Here is a 23,763-nt window from a genome sequence, read left to right as displayed (position 1 = left end):
TAAACTCGGGCCCTACACGACGCGCGTCCGATCTCGCGGGGCCTGGCGGGCGACCCACTGGCCGGCCCCGGCGGCCTGGGAGGCGGTCACGGTGCCCCGGTCGATCGCGTCGCGGGTGACCAACACCGACGCGATGTCGGCCCCGGCCCGGACCCGGTCCAGGTCCTGCATCAACCCGGCCAGGTCATCCGAGCCGACCGCCCAGGTCCCCGCCGCCAGGACCCGCAGCGCCTCACTGGCTCGCGCCAGCTCTGCACGGGCGGCGGTGACCTGCCACGCCGCCACCCGCGGCAACCCGCTCGCCGGGTCCACCACGACATCCGCGTCCGCAGCCTCGAGGTGGTCGTCGGCGTCCGCCTGGTCGCGGTCCCTGCGTTCCCTGGCGAGACGGTCGGTCCACGTCCCGACCGCGCGCGCCGCGTCCGAGGCATCCAACGGCCGGTCCGGCCCGGACGGCGGACGATCACTCGCCCACCGACTCCGGGCAGGGTCACCGGCGCCCGCGGACCGGGCGCACCCGGGGTCCTTCCCGAAGGGGAACGGTGGCGGCGACTGCTTCATGACTTCACGATAGGGGCGACCACCGACAACACCGTCAGTCCGAATGACCAGCAGCGGCAACAGGATCCGTTCTCGAGTTGTCCACAACCCCACCCGCGACACCTCACCATCCACAACCAGAGCCAACCCCTGACCGATGGGGAGTCGCACTCCCAGCGCCCGATGTGCTGAGTGGCTGCACCGATGGCGTGAATTGGCCTACGATCGACGGATGTTGACGGGCCGCGAGGCCGAGTGTGCGCTCCTCGAGCGGCTGATCGCCGGGGCGCGCGTCGGCACCAGCGGAGTTCTCGTGATCACGGGTGACGCGGGCATCGGCAAGAGCGCCCTGCTCGACCACGCCACCCAGCTGGCAGCGGGGATGTGCATCCTGAGAGCGGCCGGATCGGCTGTGGAGCACGCGATCTCCTTTGGTGGCCTCCAGCACCTCCTCCGTCCCGTGACCGGCCTGCTCGACCGGATCCCGCGGCGGCAGGCCGAAGCGCTCGGCGCGGCGCTGGCCCTCGGGCCCGGCCACGTCACAGACCGGTTCACCGTCGGAGCGGGCACGCTCAGCCTGATCTGTCGCTCCGCCGAGGAGCGACCCGTGGCGGTGATCGTCGACGACGCGCACTGGCTCGATGTGGCGTCCGCGGAGGCCCTCGCCTTCGCCGCACGGCGGTTGCTTGCCGATCCGGTCGTGGTGGTGGTCGCCGCGCGTGAGGTGCCGGCTACTCGGCCGATCCGCGAAGCGCTGCCGCAGCTGCACCTTTCCGGGCTCGACCGCGCCGCCACGGGAGAGCTGCTCAGTCAACGGCGGATGGCCCCCGTCGCGGAGGGGACGGTCGACCGCCTTCTGGAGGTGACGGCTGGCAACCCACTGGCCATCCTTGAACTCGCAGACCTTCCCGGGGTGGAATCCGACTCACTCACCGTCCCTCTACCCGTGTCCGACTCTCTGGCAGAGGGATTCGCAGGCCGGGCAGCAGAACTCGGCGCCGAGGCACAGTGGGCACTGCTGCTGGCGGCGACCGAGGGAGGTCGTGCCGCGACGGTGCTGCGGGCGCTCCGTGCAAGTGGTGGCGGGGCGTCGGACCTGGTCGAGGCGGAGGCCTCCGGCCTGATCTCCCTCACGCCCGACCGGGTCGTCTTCCGGCACCCCCTCGTGCGGTCCGCGGTCTATTCGCGGGCTGCTCCGGATCAGCGTCGGGCGGCCCACGCCGCGGTTGCTGGCGCGATTGCGTCGCGTGGCGGCGGCGCCGCTGGGGGCGTCGCCCGAGCTGATGGCGGCGAGACCAGGGGTGAGGACGAACGCCGGGTCTGGCACCTGGCGGAGGCAGCAGTGGGGCCTGACTCCAGTGTCGCGGCGATGCTCGAATCGGTCGCCAGGAGAGCGACGACGCTCGGTGCGTATGCCGCGGCCTCCGTTGCGCTCGAACGTGCTGCCCGGCTGAGCGACGCTGAGCCGGAAGCGAACGCGAGGTTCATCGAGGCGGCGGAGGCGGCGCTGCTCGCAGGACGGGAGGACCAGGCGGACAGGCTTCTCGCCGGGGCCGATGACGGTTCCCTTGACCGGCTTCACAAGGTGCGCGTGCTGGCGGTCCGCGGCGCTGTTGCCGCCCGGCAGGGCTCGCTGCTCGAGTCGCTGGATCTGCTGCTGGCGGCGGCGGACCTGGTGGACACCCCCGAGGGCTGTCTGGATCCCGAGCAGTCGATCTCGGTGCTGGTGGACGCGCTGGAGGCCACCTTGTACCTCGCGGACGGAGGCACGGCGGGTGTGCTCGCGCGCCGGCTGGAGCGACTGCTGCCGCTCGTTCGCGACCCGCACGTGCGTGACCTGTGCGTCCTGTCGGCAGGGATCGCCAGGGTGCTGTCGGGCGAGGGCGGCACCGAACAGATCGCCGCAGCGGTCCACTCCCTCACGGCCTCGGGACCGTCGGCTGTCGATCCGTCGCACCTCGGCTGGCTCCTGCTCGGACCGTTGTGGCTGCGCGAAGCAGGGGCGGGGCGAGAGCTGGTACAGCGAGTGGCCACTGAGGTGCGCGACCGCGGAGCCGTGGCCCGGCTGCCCTTCCTGTTGTTCCTGCTGGGCCGGGACGACGCCACGACGGACCGCTGGGACGAGGCGGAGGCCAGCTACACCGAGGGAATCCGGTTGGCCCGCGAAACAGGACGGGTCGTCGACATGGTGACCTCGTTGGCGGGACTGGCCTGGCTCGAGGCGCGCCAGGGTCGCGCCGACCTGTGTCGCGCCCACGCCGCGGAGGTCCTCGAACTCTTCCCACCGCGTCACCTCAACCTGTGTGGAGTGTGGACGCGCTTTGCCCTGGCGGACCTGGAGCTCGGGCTCGGCCGCCCGGCCCTCGCCCTCGAGCACCTGACCGAGCTGCGAGCCATTCTCCGTGCGGGTGGGTTGGCCGATGTGGACCTGTCACCGGTGCCCGAGCTGGCCGAATGTTCGCTGCGGGTGGGTCGTGCCGCAGATCCCGGTGCCGGTGGCGACGACAGCGACGTTGCGGGCCTCGCCGTCGACGCAGCGGAGATGCTGCGCGTCGCCGAGGCCAAGGGTCAGCCGTGGGCCCTGGCTCGTGCGCATCGGGCCGTCGCGCTGCTGGCGGAGGGGACCGCCGTCGAGCAGCACTTCATCCTGGCTGCGCACCACCACGCCCAGACCATGGACATCTTCGAGTCCGCCCGGACCGCTATGTTGTTCGGCTCCTGGCTGCGACGATCTCGTCAGCGGGTGCGGGCCCGACCGGTGCTCCGCGAGGCCCTGGTGGCGTTCGAACGGCTCGGCGCAGATCCTTGGGCCAACGCCGCCGCTGTCGAGTTGGCTGCAACGGGCGAGACCGTCCACCGTCGTGCTGCCGACAGTCTCGACGAGCTGACGCCGCAACAGCTCCAGATCGCAACGCTGCTCGCCTCCGGCCGCACGACCCGGGAAGCCGCCGCAGCCCTGTTCGTCAGCCGCAAGACGATCGAGTACCACCTGCGCAACGTCTACCTCAAGCTCGGCATCTCCTCGCGACAGGAGCTGGCGGAGGCGATGCGCCGCTGATCTCGCCCCACTCGTCCCACCCTGCTCCGAGGTGTCCACGTGCGGCAGCCCAGCACCGAGGTGCCGCGATGCACGTGAGCCATCTGTCAGAGTAGGTGGGTGCAGGTTGCGATCCTCGGCCCGATCGAGGTGCGGGACGGTGATCGGGTGGTGCCGGTCGCCGGCACGCGCCTCCGCAGACTGCTGCTGCGCCTGACGGTTGACGTTGGTCGGGTCGTGTCAGCCCAGGAGCTCGTCGACGCGATCTGGGGTGAAGAGCTCCCGAGCGACGTCACCGGCGCACTGCAGACCCTGGTCTCCCGGCTGCGCCGGACGCTGGGCGATCCCGCGCTGGTCGAGCAGGTCGTGGGTGGCTACCGCCTGACCCTCGACCGTTCCGCCGTGGACGTCCACCAGTTCTCCGCCCTGGCCGGCGAGGGGCAACGGGCCCTTTCGGGCAATGACGCCCAGGGTGCCGCCGCCAACCTCCGCGCCGCTCTGGGCCTGTGGCGCGGCGAGGCCCTGCTCGACGCCGGCGACGCCGAGTATGGCGCGGCCCTCGCCAGTCGTTATGAGGCACAACGGCTCGATGTGGTCTCCGGCCGCATCGAGGCCGATCTCCAGCTCGGAGACGCGACAGGCGTCGTCAGCGAGCTGAGGGAGCTCGTCGCGACCCACCCGTTGCACGAGCGGTCCACCGCCCAGCTCATGCGGGCTCTCGTGGCGACCGGGCGCGCGGCGGAGGCGCTCACGGCATACGAGCAGTTCCGTCGAACCCTCTCCGACCAGCTGGGTACCGACCCGTCCTCGAGCCTGCAGGAGCAGCATCTGCAGATCCTGCGCGGCGCGCAAGCGGCTGAGGCGCCGGTCCGAGCGCGTCGTCAGGCTCACCGGACCAACCTGCGCTCCGCCCTCACCAGCTTCATCGGACGCGACGACGACGCAAAGCGCGTGAGCGGTCTGATCGAGTCGGGGCGGCTGACGACGATCGTCGGGCCCGGTGGTGCGGGCAAGACCAGGCTTGCGGCCGAGGTCGGGAACACCTGGATCGAGCGCCTCGAGGGAGGCGTGTGGTTCGTGCCCCTCGCCCCGGTCACGGACGAGCACGACATCGCGCCGACCATCCTGGCAGCGTTGGGGATGCGCGAGAACAAGCTGCTCGAGCGCCAGCCGGAGCGGATGACACGTGATGCCATGGGACGCCTGCTCGAGGCCCTCGGCGATGCGACCTGCCTGCTGGTGGTCGACAACTGCGAGCACCTGGTCGACGGCGTCGCGGAGGTGGTGGACAAGGTCCTGACCACCTGCCCTCGCGTGCGGGTGCTGGCCACGAGCCGTGAGCCGCTCGGCATCGACGGCGAGTCCCTGTGTGGCCTCACGTCGCTGCCGCTGCCGCCGCAAGGTGTCAATGCGGTCCAGGCCCTCTCCTATCCTTCCGTGCAGCTGCTCGCCGAACGTGCGGCGGCCGCAGACGACGGCTTCGCCGTCGATGACACCATGGTGGGCGCCTGCATCGAGATCGTGCGCCGGCTCGACGGTCTGCCGTTGGCGATCGAGCTGGCCGCAGCGCGGTTGCGTGTGCTGCCGGTCGACGAGATCGCCGCCCGGCTCTCCGACCGGTTCGCACTCCTCACCGGCGGCAAGCGCACCGCACTGCCACGCCACCGCACACTCCGGGCGGTCGTCCAGTGGAGCTGGGACCTGTTGACCGATGAGGAACGCCTGCTGGCCGAACGGCTCTCGGTGTTTCCCGCAGGCGCGTCGGTCGAGAGCGCCCGGGTGGTCTGCGCCGGGGGAGGACTGCCCGCGCGTCGCATCCCCGACCTGCTCAGCGCCCTGGTGGACAAGTCGCTGCTCGAGGTCGCCATGGACGGGGAGCTGCGCTACCGGATGCTCGAGACGATCAGGGAGTTCGGCAGTGAGCAGCTGGTCGGGCGAGAGGAGATGGAGGCGGTGCGCCGCTCCCACGCGCGGCACTTCGCCGGCCTCGTGCACGAGGCCGACCCCCGGCTGCGCACCCGTGAGCAGCTACCGTGGCTCGCCCGGTTGCGGCGGGACCGGGACAACATCCTGGCCGCGCTGCGCTTCCTCGGCGAATGCGGCGATGCCCCTGCGACCTTGGCCATGGCCCTCGAGCTCACGTGGTACTGGACGCTGACCGGCAGCCAGGGCGAGGCAGTGACCTGGCTCGGCTACGCGCTGGCCGTCCCCGGTGACGTCGACCCCGACCAGCGAACCGCCGCCGAGGCGGTGCTGGCGATCAGCAACCTGGCCCACTGGGAGGAGGGCGACGACCCGCCGGCCTCCGCGGAGGACGTCGCCGCGGAGCTTGCGGGGTTGAACGCCCGCCTGGACAAGCTCGACCTCGAGCGGTTCCCCATGGTTGCGGTGATGCGCCCGATGCTCGCCTTCTTCTCCGGCGAGGAAGACCAGGTGCAGGCGTACTTCGACGAGGCCATCGCCGGTGGCGATGCCTGGATCAGGGCGATGGCCCGCATGTTCATGGCCAGTATCGCGGAGAACGAGGGCGACCCGGAGGGGATGCGGGCCAATCTGGCCGAGGCCCTGCACGGCTTTTCGAAGATCGGCGACCGGTGGGGTCTGGCCCAGGCGGTGGGTGTGCGGGCGCGGCTGCGGTTGATGGACGGGGACCTCGATGGCGCGCAGGCCGACTACCAGCGCACCCTGGACTACTCGACCGAGCTCGGGTCGTCGGACGACGTGGAGCTGGTGCGCATACGCATGCTCGACGTGCACGTGCGCAGAGGGGAACTCGACCTGGTGCGCCAGGAGGCGGCGGCCCTGCGGGAGGAGGCGCCGGACCTCGGCAGCGCCGAGCGGCTGCTGCTGTATGTCGTGCTGGCCGGCATAGCGCGCATAGCGGGAGACGACGCCGAGCTTCATCGGCTGCTGCGGGAGTCCGCCCGGTTGCTCGATGACCTCGGCCCGCGGAGCCCGATGAGGGGCCACGCGCACGCGCTCTTCCTGGCGGTGTGCGCAGGGGCGGAACTCGACGATGGCCGCTTGGAGGAGGCGGAGGTGCAGTTGGCGCGCGCCTACGACCTGGCCGTGGCGACTCGTGACAAGCCGATCATCTCCGTCGTCGGCGTGGGCATCGCCGAGCTCCTCATCACCCGGGAGCGACCTGCGGAGGCAGCTGAGGTGCTGGGCGCATCCGCCCAGTTGCGTGGGGGCGACGACCTGACCGACGTGGCGGTCAAGCGGGTGCGCAGGGTCCTGGGTGACGCACTGGGCGACCGGTTCGACCCGGCATACGCCAAGGGACGCATGCTGCCCCGGGAGGCCGCACTCGCCCGGCTCGCGCCGGCCCGATGGGCCGACCCGGACCGGGCGAGCTGAGACCGTTGCAGGCTCAGGCCCGTCGGCGGTAGGCGCGCAGCGCCAGCGGGACGAACACGAGCAGCAGGACGGCCATCCACCCGAGCGTCCACAGCAGGTTGGACGCGACTGGTCCCCCGACCATCAGTCCGCGCACCGTGCCCACCAGGTGGGAGATCGGGTTGACGTCGGCCACCTGGGCCAGCCAGCTGGGCATCGTTGCCGTCGGCACGAACGCGTTGCTGACGAACGAGAGCGGCAGGACGAGCAGGAACATGATGCCCTGCACGGCGCCCGAGGTGCGGGCGATCATGCCGACCCAGACCGAGATCCAGCAGAAGCACAGCGCAAAGGCAACAGAGATGCCGAGTGCCGCGAGGACCGCGAGAGGGTTGGTGCCGACGTGGAACCCGACGATCAGGCCGGTGCCGAGGCACATGACGAACAGGATCAGGTAGCGCACCACGTCGGCGAGGACCGCGCCCACCAAGGGGGCCGAACGGGAGATGGGCAGCGACCGGAACCGGTCGAAGACGCCCTTCTCGATGTCGGTGTTGAGGTTGACGCCCAAGGCGATCCCGGCCATCGCGACGGTCTGGCCGAGGACGCCAGGCAACAGGAACTGCAGGTACTCATGCTGTGATCCGCCGGCGATCGCGCCGCCGAAGATGTAGGTGAACATCAGGATGAAGATCACCGGCTGCAGCGTGACGTCGACCAGCGCCTCCGGGGTGCGCCACGTTTTGATCAGGCTGCGCTTCGCCAGGGCGATGGCGTGCCGCAGGGTCGAGCCCTCGTCGGTGAGCTCGCCGGCTCGGCTGGTGGGTTGGGTCGATTCGGTCGGGTGGACGGCGGTGGCAGTCATGCGGCCTCCTTGGTGGTCTCGGTGGGGCGCCCGGTCAGGGACATGAAGACCTCGTCCAGGCTGGGCAGGTGAAACGAAAGCTCGGTGACGGAGATCCCTGACTCGGTCAGGCGGTCGACCGTCGCGGCCAGCGCGCTCTCGTCGTCGACCGGCACGGTCAGCTGGTGGCGGGCCGACTCCTCGGGGGAGGCACCCGCGATCTGGCCCAGGATGGCTCGGACCTCGTCCAGCCTCCCCAGGTCGCTGGGGCGCACCCGGATGCGCTGGCCGCCGATGACCCGCTTGAGGCCGTCCGGGGTGTCGTGGGCGATGACACGGCCGTGATCGATGACGCTGATCTCGTCAGCCAGCGCGTCTGCCTCGTCGAGGTACTGGGTGGTGAGCAACACCGTCGAACCGTCGTCGACGAGCTGACGCACGACGCCCCACATGTCCTCGCGCTTGGCCGGGTCGAGGCCGGTGGTGGGCTCGTCGAGAAACACCACCGCTGGGCGCCCGACCAGGCTGGCAGCGAGGTCGAGCCGGCGGCGCATGCCACCGGAGTAGGTCTTGGCCATCCGGCCGGCGGCGTCGGTCAGGTCGAACCACTCGAGCAGCTCGGCCGCGCGCGCCCTCGCAGCAGCCGAGCGCAGGTTGAGCAGCTGGCCGATGAGCACGAGGTTCTGGGTGCCAGTGAGGTCTTCGTCCACCGAGGCGTACTGCCCGGTGAGCCCGATGCTGCGGCGCACCTTCGCCGCGTCGCGGGTCACGTCATACCCGTTGACCTGCGCCCGGCCGGAGTCGGCCTGCAGCAGGGTGGCGAGGATGCGCACGGCGGTGGTCTTGCCGGCGCCGTTGGGTCCGAGCACGCCGAGGACGGTGCCGTGCTCGGCGGCGAGTTCGATGCTGTCGAGGGCCTGGGTGGTGCCGAAGCGCTTGGTGAGCCCCTCGGCCCGGAAGGCGTAGGTCATGGTTGCTCCTTCGATCACGGAAGTCGATGTCGCTTGCGATCCTGCCGGGCGGCACTGGCACGGCGCCGTCACGACGCTGGCACGGGCGAGCTCGTGCTGTCAGCGCGCTGGTACGTGCCGCACAGGGCGCAGCTGCCAGGTGTCCCACACCTGGCTCGTCCCCGCAGCCGCACGGCGCCTCGCTGACCGAAGGCGTAGAACGGGAGGGTGAAGACCAACGAGCGCCGCTACTTCTGGCTGATGGGCACGTGCATCACGCTCGTCGCGCTCGCGTGGTTCGTCGTGCGGCTCTGGTCGGTCACCGCGGCAATCGTGATGAGCGCCGTGGCCGCCGTGATCCCGCCCACGGCCGTCATCATCGCCAACCGGCCCTGGGAGACGCGGCACGATGACGACGACCGCTGACCTCGCTCGGTCCCGTCCGCGACCCGTGGTTACGCTTCCGGGGTGCTCCTGCCCCTGTCGATCGTGCTGCTGGTCCTGTGTGCCGTGCTCGCGCTCGGGGCGGCCTACTACCTGCTGCGGCACTCGTTGATCGATGACCGTCTGCTGGCCGTGGCCGGGCTGCTCGAGGTCGGGCTCCTGGTGCAGCTGGTCGTCGGCCTCGCGCACGCCGGCGACATCGGCGGCGCGGACGGGGCGACCTTCGTGGCCTACCTGTTCACGGTCGTCATCGTGCCGCCGTTCGTCGTGTTCCTGGCCATCAAGGAGAAGACCGGGTGGGCCATGGGCGTGATCCTCGTCGGTGCCTTCGTCTGCGCCGTGCTCATCGGCCGGCTCGAGCAGGTCTGGGGGATGGCACATGCCTGACCCGCGGGGCCCGGCCAGCCCTGAGGGACCGGAGGGACCCGTGGAGCCGCCGACCGTCGAGGGCGGGGGAGAGGGCGGTCCCACCGTCGGACAGGCCACTGGGTCCGGCCCGGGACGGATCCTGGTCGCCGTCTACGCCCTGCTCGCCCTCGCCGCGACCGGGCGCTCGATCCTGCAGATCTCCGAGTACTTCCACCGCGCGCCGGTCGCCTACCTGCTGTCCGCGCTCGCAGCCGTGATCTACCTCGTGGCGACCGTTGCGCTCGCGAGGGGAGGGCACACGGCCGTGCGCGTCGCCACGGTCTCGTGCTCCATCGAGCTGGTCGGCGTCCTGGTGGTCGGCGTGCTGTCCTATGTCGACACGGCGGCCTTCCCCGACAAGACGGTGTGGTCACACTTCGGCGCCGGTTACGGCTATGTGCCCCTCGTGCTGCCCGTGCTCGGGCTGCTCTGGTTGCGACGCCACCGACAGTCGCGCTGACGCTCGAGAGGACTGCTGGGCCAGCGCCCTCCTGAGCGCAAGCCGAGATCCGTTGCACTCCAACCGTTGACAGAGCGCGTCGGCTGTCTGTATACCTGTCCTGTACTCATCGATATATCGAAGGTATACGACATGACTCCGACGGGCACGACCAAGACCGAGCAGGCGTATGCCGTGCTGCGGCGGGCCATCGTCGAGGGCGAGCTCTCAGAGGACATGCCGCTCGAGGACGGAGTGCTCATCGAGCGCTACGGCTTCGGCCGGACCCCACTGCGCGAGGCGATCAAACGGCTCTCCGACGAGCAGTTCATTAACTACCCACCGCACCGCACGCCCTACGTGCGAGGCATTCGGGTGCTCGAGCTGGCGCGACTGTACGAGGCACGGCACCTGCTCGAAGAGCCGGTCGCCAGGCTGGCCGTGCAGCGTGCTCGCGATGAGCAGATCGAAGAGCTCGGTCGCATCTGCAACCAGATCGAGGAAGCGGTGGACCGCAACGACGTCTACGAGAGCGTCGAGCTGGACCACCGGTTCCACCTGGCGGTGGCCATGGCCACCGACAACAGGTTTCTCAGCGAGGCGGTGGACCGACTCAACTGTGGGTCGCTCCGACTGTGGTACCTCGCGCACGACCGGCTCGGCATGGAGAACGTCAACGACGACCACTGGGCCTTGCAGACAGCCATCAAGGACCGCGACCAGGACGAAGCCGTCCGCGTCGTAGCACGACACATCGACACGTCATACCAGCGACAGATCGAGCACCAACAGCTCGAGATGCGGCTGCTCACCCAGCATCGGCAACAGGAGAAGACCGACTCATGAACAAGAAGCTCTTTGGGACGACCTCGGTGCTCGCGCTCGTCGCGATCGCAGGCTGCGGTGGGGGGACCGACACACAGGACAGCGCGGACGCGGGATCCATCGTGATCCAGGGCTATTCCGGGGTCTTCCAGGACAACTTCCAAAAGGCGGTCATCGACCCCTTCACGAAGAAGTTCCCGGACATCAAGGTCACCTACAACGGCATGGGCAACTCGGCGGACAACCTCGCGTCCCTCCGCAGCGCCAAGAGCGCGCCGGAGGCGGACGTTGCGATCATGGACCTGTCGGTGTCCGACACCGCGAACAAGTCGGACCTCTTTCAACCGCTCGACCCGGCCAAGGTCCCGAACATGAAGGACATCGACAAGCGTGGCCAGGTCGACGGCAACTACGGGCCAGCGGTCACGTTCGACAGCCTGGTGCTCATCTACAACGACAAGGTGAACCCCGCTCCGACCAAGTGGGAGAGCCTGTGGGACCCGAAGTACAAGGGTCGGATCGTGGTGCCCTCTCACCCCGACATCCAGGGAACCGGTCTGATGCTGATCGAGAACGCCAAGGCAGGCGGGGACTACTCGAATTCGGTCGACCCGGGGGTCAAGCGGCTCCAGGACCTGGCTCCGAGCGTCCAGACCTGGGCGCCGCAGCCCGACCAGTACACCTTGGTCCAGTCCGGCACGGCCGATCTCGCGATCGCATGGAACGCGCGGGCCCAGTTCTACGCCGACGAGAGCAAGGGCAAGATGAAGGTCGCCATCCCCGACGACGAGACCATCTTCCAGATCAACACCATCAACCTGGTGAAGAACTCGCCGTCCCCAGAGGCAGCGCAGACCTTCATCAACTATGCGCTCGGCCCGGAGTCCCAGGCGACGTTCACCGACACGATGTACTACGCACCGACCAACACGAAGGCCAAGCCGAGCAACGCGGCCCTTGGCCGCACCGCAGCGGACCCGAAGAAGATCGACAAGGTCCTCGACGTGGACTGGACCGTGGTGGCGCAGAAGCGTGACGACTGGACGCAGATCTGGCGCAGGCAGATCCTCGCCGACTCCTGAGCGAAGGCAACCATGGCATACCTCGAACTGAGCGACATCAGCAAGCAGTACCCCGGCACCGATCGGCCCAGTGTCTCGGACTTCACCATGCAGATCGAGAAGGGTGAGTTCATCTCACTCCTCGGCCCCTCGGGATGTGGCAAGACCACGACGCTGAGGATGATCGCGGGGCTGATCGAGCCGACCGCCGGCCGAATCGACCTCGACGGGAAGGAGCTGACGCACACCCCGGTGCATCAGCGTGGGATGGGGTTGGTCTTCCAGAACTATGCCCTTTTCCCGCATCTCGATGTCGCTGAGAACGTCGCCTTCGGTCTCACCATGCGGGGCCTGTCCAAGAGCGAGGTGAGGACGAAGGTCGCGGGCGCCCTCGACCTGGTGCAGCTGGGACACCTGGGGGAGCGGCGGATCAAGCAGCTCTCCGGGGGCCAGCAGCAACGGGTGGCGTTGGCTCGTGCCCTGGTGATCGAGCCCAAGGTCCTGCTCCTCGATGAACCGCTGTCCAACCTGGACGCCAAGCTGCGGGACACGATGCGCGACGAGATCCGCTCGATCCAGCAGAAGATCGGCATCACCACGGTGTTCGTCACCCACGACCAGGACGAGGCGTTGGCGACTTCGGACCGCATCGTGGTGATGTCCGAGGGCCACATCGAGCAGGTCGGCACGCCCGAGCAGGTGTACGAGCATCCCGCCAACCGGTTCGTGGCCAACTTCATCGGCCGGGCCAACATCTTCGACGGCAAGATCCTGGACACCGCTCAGGGCGTTGCGACCGTCCAGATCGACGGGCTGGGGGCCATGACGGCGGTCGACGACCACCGGCAGCTCGGGCAGGGGAGCCTGATGGTGCGACCGCACCGCATGCGGATCACCCAGTGCCCGTCCGTGGACGCCCACGGCCGGGTGGGGTCGATGGTCTACGTGGGTGACTCGGTGGAGTATTCCGTCCAGGTTGCCGATCGCAGAGTCACCGTGCAGTCGGTGTCGAGCGGTGAGCCGCACCTTCCGCCGGGCACGCCGGTGCAGCTGTCCTGGGGGACCCGTGACGCCGTCGTCCTCAAGGAGGAGGCGACCGTATGACCACCGCCCTCCACGAGCGGCCGACGAAGACGATTCCACCTCCAGCCGAGCCTCCGCGCCGAAAGCTGCGTGGCACCGTCCTTGCGCTCACGGTGCCCGGGTTGCTCGGGATGTTGGTCTCGTTCGTCCTGCCCCTGGTCTACCTGCTGCGGATGAGCCTGAAGACCGGCGACTCCTCGGGGATGATCGAGGACACGGTCTCCTTCCACTCCTATGCCCAGTTCCTGACCGACGGCTACTACTGGAAGATGGCTTGGGACACCTTGCTCCTCGGCCTGGTGGTCACCTTCTTCGCGATCCTCGTCTCCTACCCGATCGCGTTGTTCCTGGTGCGCACCGAGTCGCGGTTCAAGGGTGTCCTCATCGCCCTGGCCATCGCCCCGCTGCTGACCAGCTCCGTGGTCCGCACCTACGGATGGATCGTCCTGCTCGGCAACCAGGGCGTGGTCAACAAGACTCTGCAGGCGACTGGTCTCACCGACCATCCGCTCGCTCTGGTGAACAACAAGGTGGGCGTCTACATCTCGTTGGTCGAGATCATGATGCCCTACATGATTCTTGCGCTGCTCGCTGGATTCGGTCGGTTCAGCACGGATCTCGAGCACGCGGCCGCAAGCCTGGGAGCAAACCGTTGGAAGGTGTTCTGGCGAGTGGTGTGGCCGCTCAGCATGCCGGGCGTCCTCACGGGTGCGCTGCTGGTCTTCGTCCTCACGATCAGCTCCTTCATCACGCCGCGGCTGGTGGGCGGTGGACGGGTGTTCCTGCTCGCGACCGAGATCTACGACCAGGCCACCGCGACGTTGAACTGGCCGTTCGCAGCTGCGATCTCCTTCATCCTGCTGGCTCTGTTCGGCTTCGTGATCGTCATCTACCAGCGCGCCCTGCGGCGCATCGAATCCCAGTAGGAGAAGAGTCCACATGCAGTCCCGTCTCAAGGGGTGGCCCAACCGCGTCCTCGTGACCGTGCTCTACCTCTTCCTGCTGGCGCCGATCCTCGTGGTGGTCGGCATCTCCTTCGACAGCGAGTCGTCGATGGCCTTCCCGCCGCAAGGGTTCAGCCTCCAGTGGTACGAGAAGCTCACCCAGAACCAAGACTTCATCACCGGCTTCAAGGTCAGCCTGATCACCGCGGGTGGGGTGGCGCTGCTCGCGCTCCTCATCGGGGTCCCGGTCGCGCTCGCCATCGCACGGTTCGAGTTCCGCGGGAGGGAAGCGCTGTCGGCCTTCTTCCTCTCACCGCTGCTCGTGCCGGCGATCGTCCTCGGCCTCGCGCTCCTGCTGGTGCTCGCCCCGCTGCGCATCACGGGCACCTACGCGGGCCTGATCGTGGCGCACCTGTCGATCACGATTCCCTACGTCATCCGGACGGCGTCGATGAGTCTGCTCACGCTCAACCGTTCCTGCGAGGAGGCGGCGCGAACGCTGGGTGCCTCGGCATGGGTGACCTTCCGAAAGGTGACGTTGCCCCTGATCGCGCCCGGTGTGCTCGCCGGGGGAGTGATCGCGTTCCTCATCTCGTTCGACGAGGCGGTGATCTCGCTCTTCGTCGTCGGCCCGCGTGCGACGACTCTGCCGGTCGAGATCTTCCACTACGTCGAAACTCGCACAGATCCCCAAATTGCAGCGCTGTCGGTCGTGCTCATCGCCATCAGCATCCTCTTCGTCGTCATCATCGAGCGCGTGATGGGTCTCAAACGCGTCCTGCGCTGAGCCGGTCGGCGCTCCTTGCCATCTCGTCCGTCCCACGTCCAGCTCCATCCACTGTCCAACACCGAGCCCAAGAAGATCGGAACTCACATGTTCACCCGCAATCCATCCGCACCATCCATCGACGAGGAGATCGTCCAAGCCTTGTCCCAGGTGTGCACCTCCACTCTCGGTCACCTGCGCGACCACGGCTTCCCGCGGGGGCTGGTGCCGAACATGCGCCCGCTGAAGTTCGTCGGGACCGCCGTGACGGTGCGACTGCCGCACCTTGACTCGACCGCGTTGCACGTTGCTGCCGACGACCTGCGTCCCGGCGACGTCCTCGTGGTGGAACAGAGTGGCGACGAGCAGCGCTCGTGCTTCGGCGGTCTCGTGTCGTTCACGGCGAAGGCGAGGGGAGCTGTCGGCGCCGTGATCGACGGGCAGATCAACGACATCGAGGAGATGAGTGGCTATGGCTTCCCCGCCTATTCCCGGGGCATCGCTGCGCACACCACCCGGATCGCAGGGGTCGAGGGGAGCATCAACGTGCCGGTATCCGTCGGAGGAGTGGTGGTCTTCCCCGGCGACGTCGTGTTTGCCGACTCTGATGGCGTAGCGGTTCTCAAGCGCGAGGAGGCGCTCGACGTCGCCCGCCTGCTCAAGGCGAAGGAGGAGGCCGAGGGGCCCTCACGTGAGAGCATCGCAGCAGGAGGCCGGATCTCGGACATCTCCGGCGCCGCCAAGTACTTCGCCGAGTCCGCCGTCGCGGGAAAGTGAGAACCGACATGTCTGTGAAGGTCGCTGTCGCCCAGTTCGGAGCCACCGTGGACAAGGTGGAGAACCGCGCCCAGGTGCAACGGCTCATCGCCGAGGCCTCCGGTCAAGGGGCCTCGCTGGTCGTCCTGCCGGAGAACGCGATGTACGCCAATCCCGACGTCACGGCGGACACCTCCGCCGAGTGGGAGTCGCTGGACGGGCCGTTCGTGTCAGCGGTGGCCGAATCGGCCAAGCAACACGACATCGCCGTCGTCGCGGGGATGACCGAGGTGCTCGAGGGCTCGTCCAAGGCCTCGAACACGGTGGTGGTCGTCCGCTCCGACGGAGAGCTGGAGGACGTCTACCGCAAGGTGCACCTCTACGACGCGTTCGGCTACAAGGAGTCCGACCGCGTCCAGGCTGCGTCGTACCAGCCCCTGGTCTTCAAGCTGGGCGGTCTGGCCTTCGGCGTCATGACGTGCTACGACATGCGCTTCCCGGAGATGGCCCGCGCGCTGGTGGACTCCGGGGCGAACGCGTTGGTCGTCCCGGCCGCATGGGCGGTTGGTCCAGCCAAGGAGGACCACTGGGTGACACTGGCCCGGGCGAGGGCGATCGAGAACACCGTCTACGCCCTGGTGTCGGGACAGTCGGGCCCGCTGTGCACCGGGCAGAGCATGGTGATCGACCCCATGGGGGTCGTCGTGGCCTCCGCCGGAGAGGCACCGGGGGTCGCGGGCACCACCATCTCGGCGGACCGCCTGGAGTCGGTTCGCGTCAAGAACCCGAGCCTCGCAAACCGTCGCTTTCGCATCGACACCTCCCAGGCGTGATCCCCGCGGCGGAGGTCCACCACGTGGTGGGCCTCCGCCGACGCGGCAGTGGGCCGTCCAAGCCACTCCGGTGGAGTCCTTGTCGCCGGAAAAGCCGCGAAGGGTTCCTCAGACCACGGGCTTGACGTCCAGGAGCAGGGCGAGCAGCGGTTCGCGTTCGCCCTTGGGCAGGTAGCCGGCGTAGTAGTCGTAGAGGTTGCGCCGGGAGATGCGTGCCGCTGCGGGCCCGTCGCCAGCGCGGATGGCCTCGAGCACCTCTTCGTGGTGGTGCAGCGACTGGCGCATCAGCGCCTTGCTGTTGCGCGAGCGTGAGATCTTGTCGGAGATCAGGGACAGGACGACGCCACGGACCACCTGGTTGCAGACCTGGATCAGCGAGTTGCGGCTGACCCGGGCGATGGCATCGTGGAAGGCCACGTCGGCCTCGCTGAACTCCTCGTAGCCGAGGTCGATCGTCTCGCGCATCACCTCGATGGTGGCTTCCATCGACGCCAGTTCGTCCTGTGTGCGCAGTCGGGCGGCGAGCATGTTTGCGGAGCCGTCGAGGATCATCCGGAAGGAGATCAGCTCCCCCAAGCCGACCTCGTCGACCTGGGTCAGCCGGGTGATCTGCTTGGTGAGCCCCTGGGTGGAGAAGGGCAGGATCTCCGGGCCGTTCGGGTCGCCGGGACGCGACCGGACGACGCCGTTGCTCTCCAGCACGCGCAGCGCCTCGCGCACCGTCGACCGGCTGGCGCCGAACTGGGTAACCAGCTCCCGTTCGCTCGGCAGCCGCTCCCCGGGCTTGAGCTCGCCCTGGGCAAGCGCGCCCTCGATCTGCTCGACGATCCGTTGGTAGAGGCGCACCGGTCGGACCTGCTCGAACTGCGCGCCCTCACCCATGCTGTTCCTCTCTCGACGTGCTGTTCATGCGAGCTGAGCCGGCTCCTGCAAGGAGGTGTGGTCGGGCCAGCGCGGGACGGCCGGCTCGGGCCGGTGCTGTTCGTACCAGGCGGCCGCGCGCAGCACGCCGAGGTCGTCGAACCGTCGCCCGGACAGCTGTATGCCGATGGGTCGCCCGTCGTGGGTGAAGCCGGCGTTGACGGTGGCGGCGGGCTGGCCGGACATGTTGTAGGGGACGGTGAACCCGATGTGTCGCATGCCCCTGCCGTTGTCGGGGTAGGGCATCGGCTGCTCGGCGGGGAACGCGGAGACGGGTGCGACGGGGGACAGGACCACGTCATACGGCTGCGTGGCGGCCACGGTGGCAGCCTGCATCCGCATGATCTGCTGGTAGCACTCCAGGATCCGAGGTCCGGTCGTGTCTGCGCCGACGCTGCACCAGGTCACGATGTAGGGCAGGATCCGGGCCTGCCGGTCCGCGGGCAGCGCCGCGTAGTCGTTCCAGGAGCGGACCCGCCAGAACAGGTCCAGGTCGTCGAGCAGGTCGGGGGTCATGAACGGCGCGATGGGTTCGACGTGGGCCCCGGCGGCCTCGAAGAGCGCGGCGGCGTCGGTGACCGCCCGGCTGATCTCGGGCTCCACGTCGCCGCCGCAGCCGGCGTCCAGGTGCAGACCGACTCGCAGCCCGCGCACCTGCAGGTCGAGCGCGGCCCAGTCGGTCTGTTCCGGTGGCAGGCTGGTCCAGTCGCGCGGGTCGGGCTGGCTGAGCACGCCCATGAACAGGGCCGCGTCGGCGACGGTGCGGGTCAGCGGGCCGGCGCAACGACCGAGGTAGGGCGCGTCCAGGGGTATGCGCCCGGCGCTGGGCTTGAGCGTGGCCAGCCCGAGCCAGGTGCCGGGCAGGCGGATCGAGCCCCCGATGTCGCTGCCGACGTGCAACGGTCCGTATCCGGCTGCTGCGGCGGCCCCGGCGCCGGAGCTGGAGCCACCGGTCGTCCACTGCGGGTTCCACGGGCTGCGGGTGATGCCGTGCAGGCTGGAGACCCCCGAGGAGAGCATGCCCCAGTCCGGCATCACGGTGGAGCCCAGCACGACACCGCCGGACTCCAGCACCCGGTCGGTGATCGGGGCGTTGGCGGTGGGCACCACCGGCTCGATGCCGGCATTGCCCGACGGCATCGGCACGCCAGCGCGGGCGAGGTTCTCCTTCAACGTGACCGGGACGCCGTCGATCGGCCCGAGGGGTTCGCCTGCAGTCCACCGCTTCTCACTGGCGCGGGCCGCTGCGAGGGACTGCTCGGGGTCGCGCACCCAGAACGCGTTGAGCACGGGCTCGCAGGCCCCGATCACCTCCTGCACCGCCTCATGGACCTCGACCGGGGACACCGAACGGTCCGCGAACGCCGCCACCATCCTCGCCGCCGTCATCGTGGCCAGGCCTGCTGCTTCGGACACATCTGCTCCCTTCGCACGGCCCCGCTCCGTCGTCCTCGACGGAATCCCTTGACAAGAACCGATCCAGTCGTCAGGGTAGCGTCAATCGTCACAAAGTCCACTGGTCAGACCAGTCACCTTCAGGAGGTCAGGATGACCCAGCCCGGGGCCGCCGTGCGCCTCGCAGTGATCCCCGGTGACGGGGTCGGACCGGAGGTCATCGGGGCCACCGTGCCGGTGCTGGCTGCAGCTGTGTCCGCGCAGGGCGGTGAGCTGCAGGTCACCGAGCTTGACTGGGGTGGCGAGCGATTCCTGCGTGAGGGTGCCGCGATGCCGGCCGACGCGGCGGACGTGGCCAAGGAGCACGACGCGGTGCTGTTCGGTGCGGTGGGCCGGCCCGACGTGCCCGACCACGAGCTGGTGTGGGGTCTGATCATCGGGCTGCGCCAGCAGCTGGACCTGGCGGTCAACATCCGGCCGGTGCAGGCCTTCGCGGGGGTGCCGACCAAGGTCCGTGACACCGACGGTGTCGACCTGGTCATCGTGCGGGAGAACACCGAGGGCGAGTACGTCGGAGCCGGGGGAGTGGCCCATGCCGGCAGCGGGCACGACCTGGGGATCGAGGTCGCGGTCCACTCCCGACGGGTCATCGAGCGCGCCGCCCACCACGCGTTCGCCCTGGCGGGCAAGCGGTCCGGGAAGCTGTCGCTGGTCACCAAGTCCAACGCCATGCGGCACGGCTACCCGCTGTGGGACCGGGTCGTGGCCGAGGTCGGTGAGCAGTACCCGGGGGTGGAGCTGGAGACCGTGCTGGTCGACGCGATGGCCGCCCGGATGATCCAGGCGCCGCGGTCGCTGGACGTGCTGCTGGCCGGCAACCTGTTCGGCGACATCCTGTCCGACCTGGCGGCCGTCCTGGCCGGGGGGATGGGGATGGCCCCGTCCGCCAACGTCCTTCCCGGCGGCGACGTCCCGGGTATCTACGAACCCGTGCACGGCTCGGCTCCCGACATCGCCGGCCGTGGCGTGGCCAACCCGGTCGCGTGCCTGCTCTCCGGCGCCCTCCTGCTGGAGGACCTCGGACACACCAAGGCGGCACACGGCATACGGCAGGCTGTTGCGGCGGCCCTGCTGGACCCCCAGAACCACACCCCCGACCTCGGCGGAAGCGCCACGACAGCGGACCTCGCGTCCGCGGTCCTGAACCGGATGGAGACCTAAGGTGAGGCACCACATCAAGAAGACGGCCCTCGTGGTCGCAGCGGCAGCCAGCCTCGTGCTCGCGTCGTGCTCCGCAGGTTCGTCCACCTCGGGTGGAGGCGACGAGAGTCCCGGCGGCGGGGCGACGGGCGGGGCCACCGGCGGCACTGCCGGCGGGCAGGAGGCCAGCAACGCCAGCCTGAGCATCGGACTGGTGGCTGAGCCCGCCAACCTCGACTTCACCAAGACGGACGGCGCCGCGATCCCACAGGTGCTGCTCTACAACGTCTACGAGGGCCTCGTTCAGCTCGACCAGAAGGGTGACATCGCACCGGGACTCGCGACCTCCTGGACGGTGTCGAAGGACCGCAAGACCTACACGTTCAATCTCACCAAGGACGCGAAGTTCACCAACGGCAAGCCGTTCACCGCGGCGGACGCGAAGTTCTCCATCGACCGGGTGAAGAAGGACTGGACGATCTCGCTCAAGTCGGCGATGGACGTGGTCGACCACGCCAAGGTGGTCTCCCCGACCAAGCTCCAGGTGGTCCTCTCCCATCCCAGCAACGACTGGCTCTACCGCATGACGACCCGGGTGGGCGCGATGTTCAGCCGTACCGGCGTCGACCACCTCGCGACCAAGCCGATCGGCACCGGACCCTACAAGCTGGGCAAGTGGACCCGTGGCGACTCGATCTCCTTGCTGCGCAACAACTCCTACTGGGGTGACAAGCCCTACTACAAGACGGTCACCTTCAAGTACTTCAAGGACCCGACCGCCCTCAACAACGCGCTCCTGACCGGCACGATCAATGTCATCGGGACGGTCCAGACGCCGGAGTCGCTGGGGCAGTTCGAGAACAACAACAAGTACCAGGTGATCGAGGGCACGACCAACGGCGAGGTCGTCCTGTCGTTCAACAACGGCAGCGGGCCGATGAAGAACAAGAAGATGCGCCAGGCGGTGCGCTACGCCATCGACCACAAGGCCCTGCTCGACACGTGCTGGGCCGGTCGCGGCACCCTGATCGGCAGCATGGTGCCGCCGACCGACCCGTGGTACGAGGACCTCACCGGGCTGTACCCGCACGACGTCGCCATGGCCAAGACCCTGCTCAAGGAGTCCGGCGAGGCGAACGAGACGCTGCGGCTGCGGATCCCGACGCTCCCGTATGCCGTGTCGTGCGGGACCGTGGTCAAGAGCCAGCTCGAGCAGGCGGGCTTCAAGGTCAAGCTCGACCAGCTCGAGTTCCCGGCAGCGTGGCTGAGCACGGTCTTCACCAATGCCGACTACGACATGTCGATCATCGCGCACGTCGAGCCTCGCGACATGGGAGCGGTTTTCGGTGACCCGAAGTACTACACCCGCTACACCAACCCGGCCTTCAGCAACCTGCTCAAGCAGGCCGACGAGGGCACCGAGCAGGAGCAGGTCACGGACATGAAGAAGGCGGCGAAGATGCTGTCGCAGGACGCTGCTGCCGACTGGCTGTTCGTCCTGCCCAACATCATCGTGGCCGACAAGGGCATCACCGGGCTGCCCAAGAACGCGATCTCCGAGTCCTTCGACGTGACAGGGCTGGCCGGGTCCTAACGGGTCTGGTTCGATCAGATGGTCCTTCGACTGCTCCAACGCGCCGGGATCCTGCTGGGTAGCCTCGTCGTGAGCTCGGTCATCGTGTTCGCGTTCATGGCTGTGCTGCCCGGCAACCCGGCACGGGTCGCGCTGGGTGTCAATGCCTCCGACGCGGCCGTGCACGAGATGGAGCACGAGTTCGGCCTGGACCGGCCGTTGGTGGTGCAGTACCTCAGCTGGGTGAAGGGCCTGGTCACGTTCGACCCGGGTAACTCCTACGTGTCGGGTACGGCGATCGGTCCGCAGCTGGCGGATCGGCTGCAGGTGACCTTGTGGCTGGTGGTCACGGCGATGGCGTTGGCGGTGGTGGTGGCGATCCCGGTGGGGACGGTGATGGCGGTGCGGCACCGCAAGGTGTCCGGGCTGGCGTTGTCGGCGGTCTCGCAGGTGGGGATGGCGATCCCGGCGTTCCTGGCGGGCATCTTGTTGATTGCGGTGTTCGCGGTGAAGCTGGGCTGGTTGCCGGCCAACGGGTGGACTCCGCCGGCGCAGGATCCGGTGATGTTCGTCAAGCAGCTGGTGCTGCCGGTGTTGTCGTTGGGGTTGGTGCAGGCGGCGGTGTTGACGCGGTATGTGCGCAGCGCGGTGCTGGACGTGTTGCGGGAGGACTACCTGCGCACGGCGCGGGCCAAGGGGTTGCGGCCGATGCGGGCGCTGGTGCGGCACGGGCTGCGCAACGCGTCGGTGCCGGTGGTCACGGTGTTGGGGCTGCAGCTGGCGACGTTGTTGATCGGTGCGGTGGTGGTGGAGCGGGTGTTCGTCATCCCGGGGCTGGGCAGCTTGTTGCTGGACAGCGTCTCCCAGCGTGACCTGATCATGGTGCAGGACGTGGTGATGATCCTGGTGGTGGCGGTGCTGGTCGTGAACTTCGTGGTCGACCTGCTCTACCTGGTGATCGACCCCCGGCTGCGGGCGGGTGCCCGGTGAGCGCGCAGGACGCCCTGGCGGTCCAGCCACCCGGCCCGGACGACCTGGTGGGGTCGGCGCCCGCGCGCCGGCGGGTGAATCCGAGCCTGCTGGTGGGTGGTTTCCTGGTGTGCCTGATCGTGGGGATGGCGCTGGTGTCGTTCGTGTGGACGCCCCACGACCCGACGCTGGTGAATGCCTCGACCCGGTTGCAGAAGCCGTCGGGAGACTACTGGTTCGGCACCGACAAGTTCGGCCGTGACGTGTTCAGCCAGATCCTGGTGGGGTCGCGCACCACGTTGTTCGTCGGGTTCGTCGCGGTGGGGGTGGCCGCGGCGATCGGGGTGCCGCTGGGGATCGTGGCGGGGATGGTGCCACGGTGGTTGGGTGAGCTGGTGATGCGGGGCAATGACCTGTTGTTGGCGTTCCCGGCATTGTTGCTGGCGATCATGTTCGCCGCGGTCTACGGCGCGAGCACGTTGGTGGCGATGATCGCGATCGGGATCGCGACGATCCCCAGCTTTGCCCGGTTGATCCGTAGCGGCACGTTGCAGGTGCTGGGGACGGAGTACGTGCTGGCGGCCCGGGCGGCCGGGCGGGGCCCGTTCGCGATCGGGGTGCGGCACGTGCTGCCGAATGTCAGCAGCCTGGTCACGGTGCAGGCGTCGGTGTCGTTCGCGATCGCGGTGCTGGCCGAGGCGGCGCTGTCGTTCTTGGGGTTCGGCACCCCGCCGCCCACGCCGTCGTGGGGGCGGATGCTGCAGGAGAGCCAGGAGATGTTGTGGTCGGCGCCGCGGCTGGCGGTGTTCCCCGGGGTGGCGATCGCGGTGGCGGTGCTGGGGTTCAACCTGCTCGGCGACGGGTTGCGCGACCGGTTCGACCCGAAGCTGGAGGACCGCCGATGAACGCCACACCGGCCAGCCGCACCACTCCGGGCAGCGCGACCGGCACGGCGGGTCCCGTGGGCCGGACGGCCGGCGAGGACGTGCTGGTCGTGGATCGCCTGGACGTGACGGTGCGGGAGCAGAAGCTGGTCGAGGACGTGTCCTTCACCATCCGGCCCGGGGAGCGGGTCGGGCTGATCGGGGAGTCGGGGTCGGGCAAGTCGCTGACCGCGCTGGCCTTGATGGGTCTGCTGCCCGAGGGCCTGCAGGCGTCCGGGTCGGTGCGGGTGGCTGGGGTGGGGCACGACCTGGTCGGCGCGGACGAGAAGGCGATGTCGCGGGTGCGGGGCCGTGACCTGGCGATGGTGTTCCAGGAGCCGATGACCGCGCTCAACCCGACCATGCGGGTGGGTGACCAGGTCGCCGAGTCGATGCTGATCCACCGGACCCGCCCGAACCGCAAGGCGGCCCGGGCCGCGGCGGTCGAGCTGCTCGACCAGGTCGGCCTGCCCGACCCGGCCGGCACCGCACGCGCCTACCCGCACCAGCTGT

22 protein-coding genes are annotated in these 23,763 nt (G+C 68.9%); 17 read left to right on the top strand and 5 right to left on the bottom strand.

Annotated features, from left to right (window positions below):
- Positions 1–12: 12 nt before the first annotated feature.
- Positions 13–561, bottom strand: a complete 549-nt coding sequence (locus FRW57_RS04270; protein WP_152185405.1) for a hypothetical protein — start codon at positions 559–561, stop codon at positions 13–15.
- A gap of 211 nt (positions 562–772) precedes the next feature.
- On the opposite strand from FRW57_RS04270, the gene FRW57_RS04265 reads away from it, so the two are divergent.
- Complete coding sequence (locus tag FRW57_RS04265; RefSeq protein ID WP_137120066.1) at positions 773–3,598, top strand: helix-turn-helix transcriptional regulator; 2,826 nt, start codon at positions 773–775, stop codon at positions 3,596–3,598.
- A gap of 99 nt (positions 3,599–3,697) precedes the next feature.
- On the top strand, positions 3,698–6,937 hold the full coding sequence (locus tag FRW57_RS04260) for an AfsR/SARP family transcriptional regulator (protein ID WP_152185404.1): 3,240 nt from the start codon (positions 3,698–3,700) through the stop codon (positions 6,935–6,937).
- 13 nt (positions 6,938–6,950) lie between these two features.
- Here the strand turns inward: FRW57_RS04260 and FRW57_RS04255 are convergent, their stop codons facing one another.
- Entirely contained in the window at positions 6,951–7,781 is an 831-nt protein-coding gene (locus FRW57_RS04255) for an ABC transporter permease (protein WP_152185403.1), read from the bottom strand.
- A complete protein-coding gene (locus FRW57_RS04250; protein ID WP_137120069.1) occupies positions 7,778–8,731 on the bottom strand; it encodes an ATP-binding cassette domain-containing protein in 954 nt (317 codons plus the stop codon). Before FRW57_RS04250 ends, FRW57_RS04255 begins: the two co-directional genes overlap by 4 nt.
- A gap of 207 nt (positions 8,732–8,938) precedes the next feature.
- On the opposite strand from FRW57_RS04250, the gene FRW57_RS04245 reads away from it, so the two are divergent.
- From FRW57_RS04245 to FRW57_RS04200, 10 genes are all read left to right on the top strand, one after another.
- A complete protein-coding gene (locus FRW57_RS04245) occupies positions 8,939–9,136 on the top strand; it encodes a DUF3099 domain-containing protein (RefSeq protein WP_202911369.1) in 198 nt (65 codons plus the stop codon).
- Positions 9,137–9,178: 42 nt separating this feature from the next.
- The gene (locus FRW57_RS04240; protein WP_137120070.1) at positions 9,179–9,541 is read left to right on the top strand and encodes a hypothetical protein; all 363 of its coding nucleotides are present in this window, start codon (positions 9,179–9,181) and stop codon (positions 9,539–9,541) included.
- On the top strand, positions 9,534–10,022 hold the full coding sequence (locus FRW57_RS04235; RefSeq protein WP_238384480.1) for a hypothetical protein: 489 nt from the start codon (positions 9,534–9,536) through the stop codon (positions 10,020–10,022). The genes FRW57_RS04240 and FRW57_RS04235 overlap by 8 nt, the downstream gene beginning before the upstream one ends.
- A gap of 132 nt (positions 10,023–10,154) precedes the next feature.
- Complete coding sequence (locus FRW57_RS04230; RefSeq protein WP_137120071.1) at positions 10,155–10,847, top strand: GntR family transcriptional regulator; 693 nt, start codon at positions 10,155–10,157, stop codon at positions 10,845–10,847.
- Positions 10,844–11,908 carry an ABC transporter substrate-binding protein gene (locus FRW57_RS04225; protein ID WP_137120072.1) on the top strand — a complete coding sequence of 355 codons (1,065 nt, stop codon included), beginning with the start codon at positions 10,844–10,846 and terminating at the stop codon, positions 11,906–11,908. The genes FRW57_RS04230 and FRW57_RS04225 overlap by 4 nt, the downstream gene beginning before the upstream one ends.
- Before the next feature lie 12 nt (positions 11,909–11,920).
- Positions 11,921–12,991, top strand: a complete 1,071-nt coding sequence (locus tag FRW57_RS04220) for an ABC transporter ATP-binding protein (RefSeq protein ID WP_152185402.1) — start codon at positions 11,921–11,923, stop codon at positions 12,989–12,991.
- A complete protein-coding gene (locus tag FRW57_RS04215; protein WP_152185401.1) occupies positions 12,988–13,896 on the top strand; it encodes an ABC transporter permease in 909 nt (302 codons plus the stop codon). The genes FRW57_RS04220 and FRW57_RS04215 overlap by 4 nt, the downstream gene beginning before the upstream one ends.
- Before the next feature lie 13 nt (positions 13,897–13,909).
- Complete coding sequence (locus FRW57_RS04210; protein ID WP_152185400.1) at positions 13,910–14,701, top strand: ABC transporter permease; 792 nt, start codon at positions 13,910–13,912, stop codon at positions 14,699–14,701.
- Between the two features lie 87 nt (positions 14,702–14,788).
- On the top strand, positions 14,789–15,457 hold the full coding sequence (locus FRW57_RS04205; RefSeq protein WP_137120076.1) for an RraA family protein: 669 nt from the start codon (positions 14,789–14,791) through the stop codon (positions 15,455–15,457).
- 8 nt (positions 15,458–15,465) lie between these two features.
- The gene (locus FRW57_RS04200; protein WP_137120077.1) at positions 15,466–16,269 is read left to right on the top strand and encodes a carbon-nitrogen hydrolase family protein; all 804 of its coding nucleotides are present in this window, start codon (positions 15,466–15,468) and stop codon (positions 16,267–16,269) included.
- 108 nt (positions 16,270–16,377) lie between these two features.
- Here the strand turns inward: FRW57_RS04200 and FRW57_RS04195 are convergent, their stop codons facing one another.
- Both FRW57_RS04195 and FRW57_RS04190 read right to left on the bottom strand, forming a co-directional pair.
- Positions 16,378–17,151, bottom strand: coding sequence for a FadR/GntR family transcriptional regulator (locus FRW57_RS04195; protein ID WP_137120078.1), 774 nt, complete (start codon positions 17,149–17,151; stop codon positions 16,378–16,380).
- Between the two features lie 24 nt (positions 17,152–17,175).
- Positions 17,176–18,579 (bottom strand): amidase, encoded by a 1,404-nt coding sequence (locus FRW57_RS04190; protein WP_137120259.1) that lies wholly within the window; start codon positions 18,577–18,579, stop codon positions 17,176–17,178.
- A 159-nt stretch (positions 18,580–18,738) separates the two neighbouring features.
- Here FRW57_RS04190 and FRW57_RS04185 point away from each other — a divergent pair, with 159 nt between their 5' ends.
- The 5 genes from FRW57_RS04185 to FRW57_RS04165 all read left to right on the top strand — a co-directional run.
- Positions 18,739–19,806 (top strand): isocitrate/isopropylmalate dehydrogenase family protein, encoded by a 1,068-nt coding sequence (locus FRW57_RS04185; RefSeq protein WP_137120079.1) that lies wholly within the window; start codon positions 18,739–18,741, stop codon positions 19,804–19,806.
- A 1-nt stretch (position 19,807) separates the two neighbouring features.
- Positions 19,808–21,379 (top strand): ABC transporter substrate-binding protein, encoded by a 1,572-nt coding sequence (locus tag FRW57_RS04180; protein WP_152185399.1) that lies wholly within the window; start codon positions 19,808–19,810, stop codon positions 21,377–21,379.
- 18 nt (positions 21,380–21,397) lie between these two features.
- Positions 21,398–22,348, top strand: coding sequence for an ABC transporter permease (locus tag FRW57_RS04175; RefSeq protein WP_137120081.1), 951 nt, complete (start codon positions 21,398–21,400; stop codon positions 22,346–22,348).
- 44 nt (positions 22,349–22,392) lie between these two features.
- Positions 22,393–23,232 carry an ABC transporter permease gene (locus tag FRW57_RS04170; RefSeq protein ID WP_238384504.1) on the top strand — a complete coding sequence of 280 codons (840 nt, stop codon included), beginning with the start codon at positions 22,393–22,395 and terminating at the stop codon, positions 23,230–23,232.
- Positions 23,229–23,763 (top strand): ATP-binding cassette domain-containing protein (locus FRW57_RS04165; protein WP_152185398.1); only part of this gene is annotated, 535 nt, incomplete at its 3' end. The genes FRW57_RS04170 and FRW57_RS04165, both read left to right, overlap by 4 nt.

Source organism: Segeticoccus rhizosphaerae (genome assembly GCF_009192725.1).
In the GTDB taxonomy this organism is placed as follows: Bacteria; Actinomycetota; Actinomycetes; order Actinomycetales; family Dermatophilaceae; genus Segeticoccus; species Segeticoccus rhizosphaerae.
The sequence above is the reverse complement of the archived record's forward strand: the minus strand, read 5'-3'. Positions and strand labels throughout refer to the sequence as shown.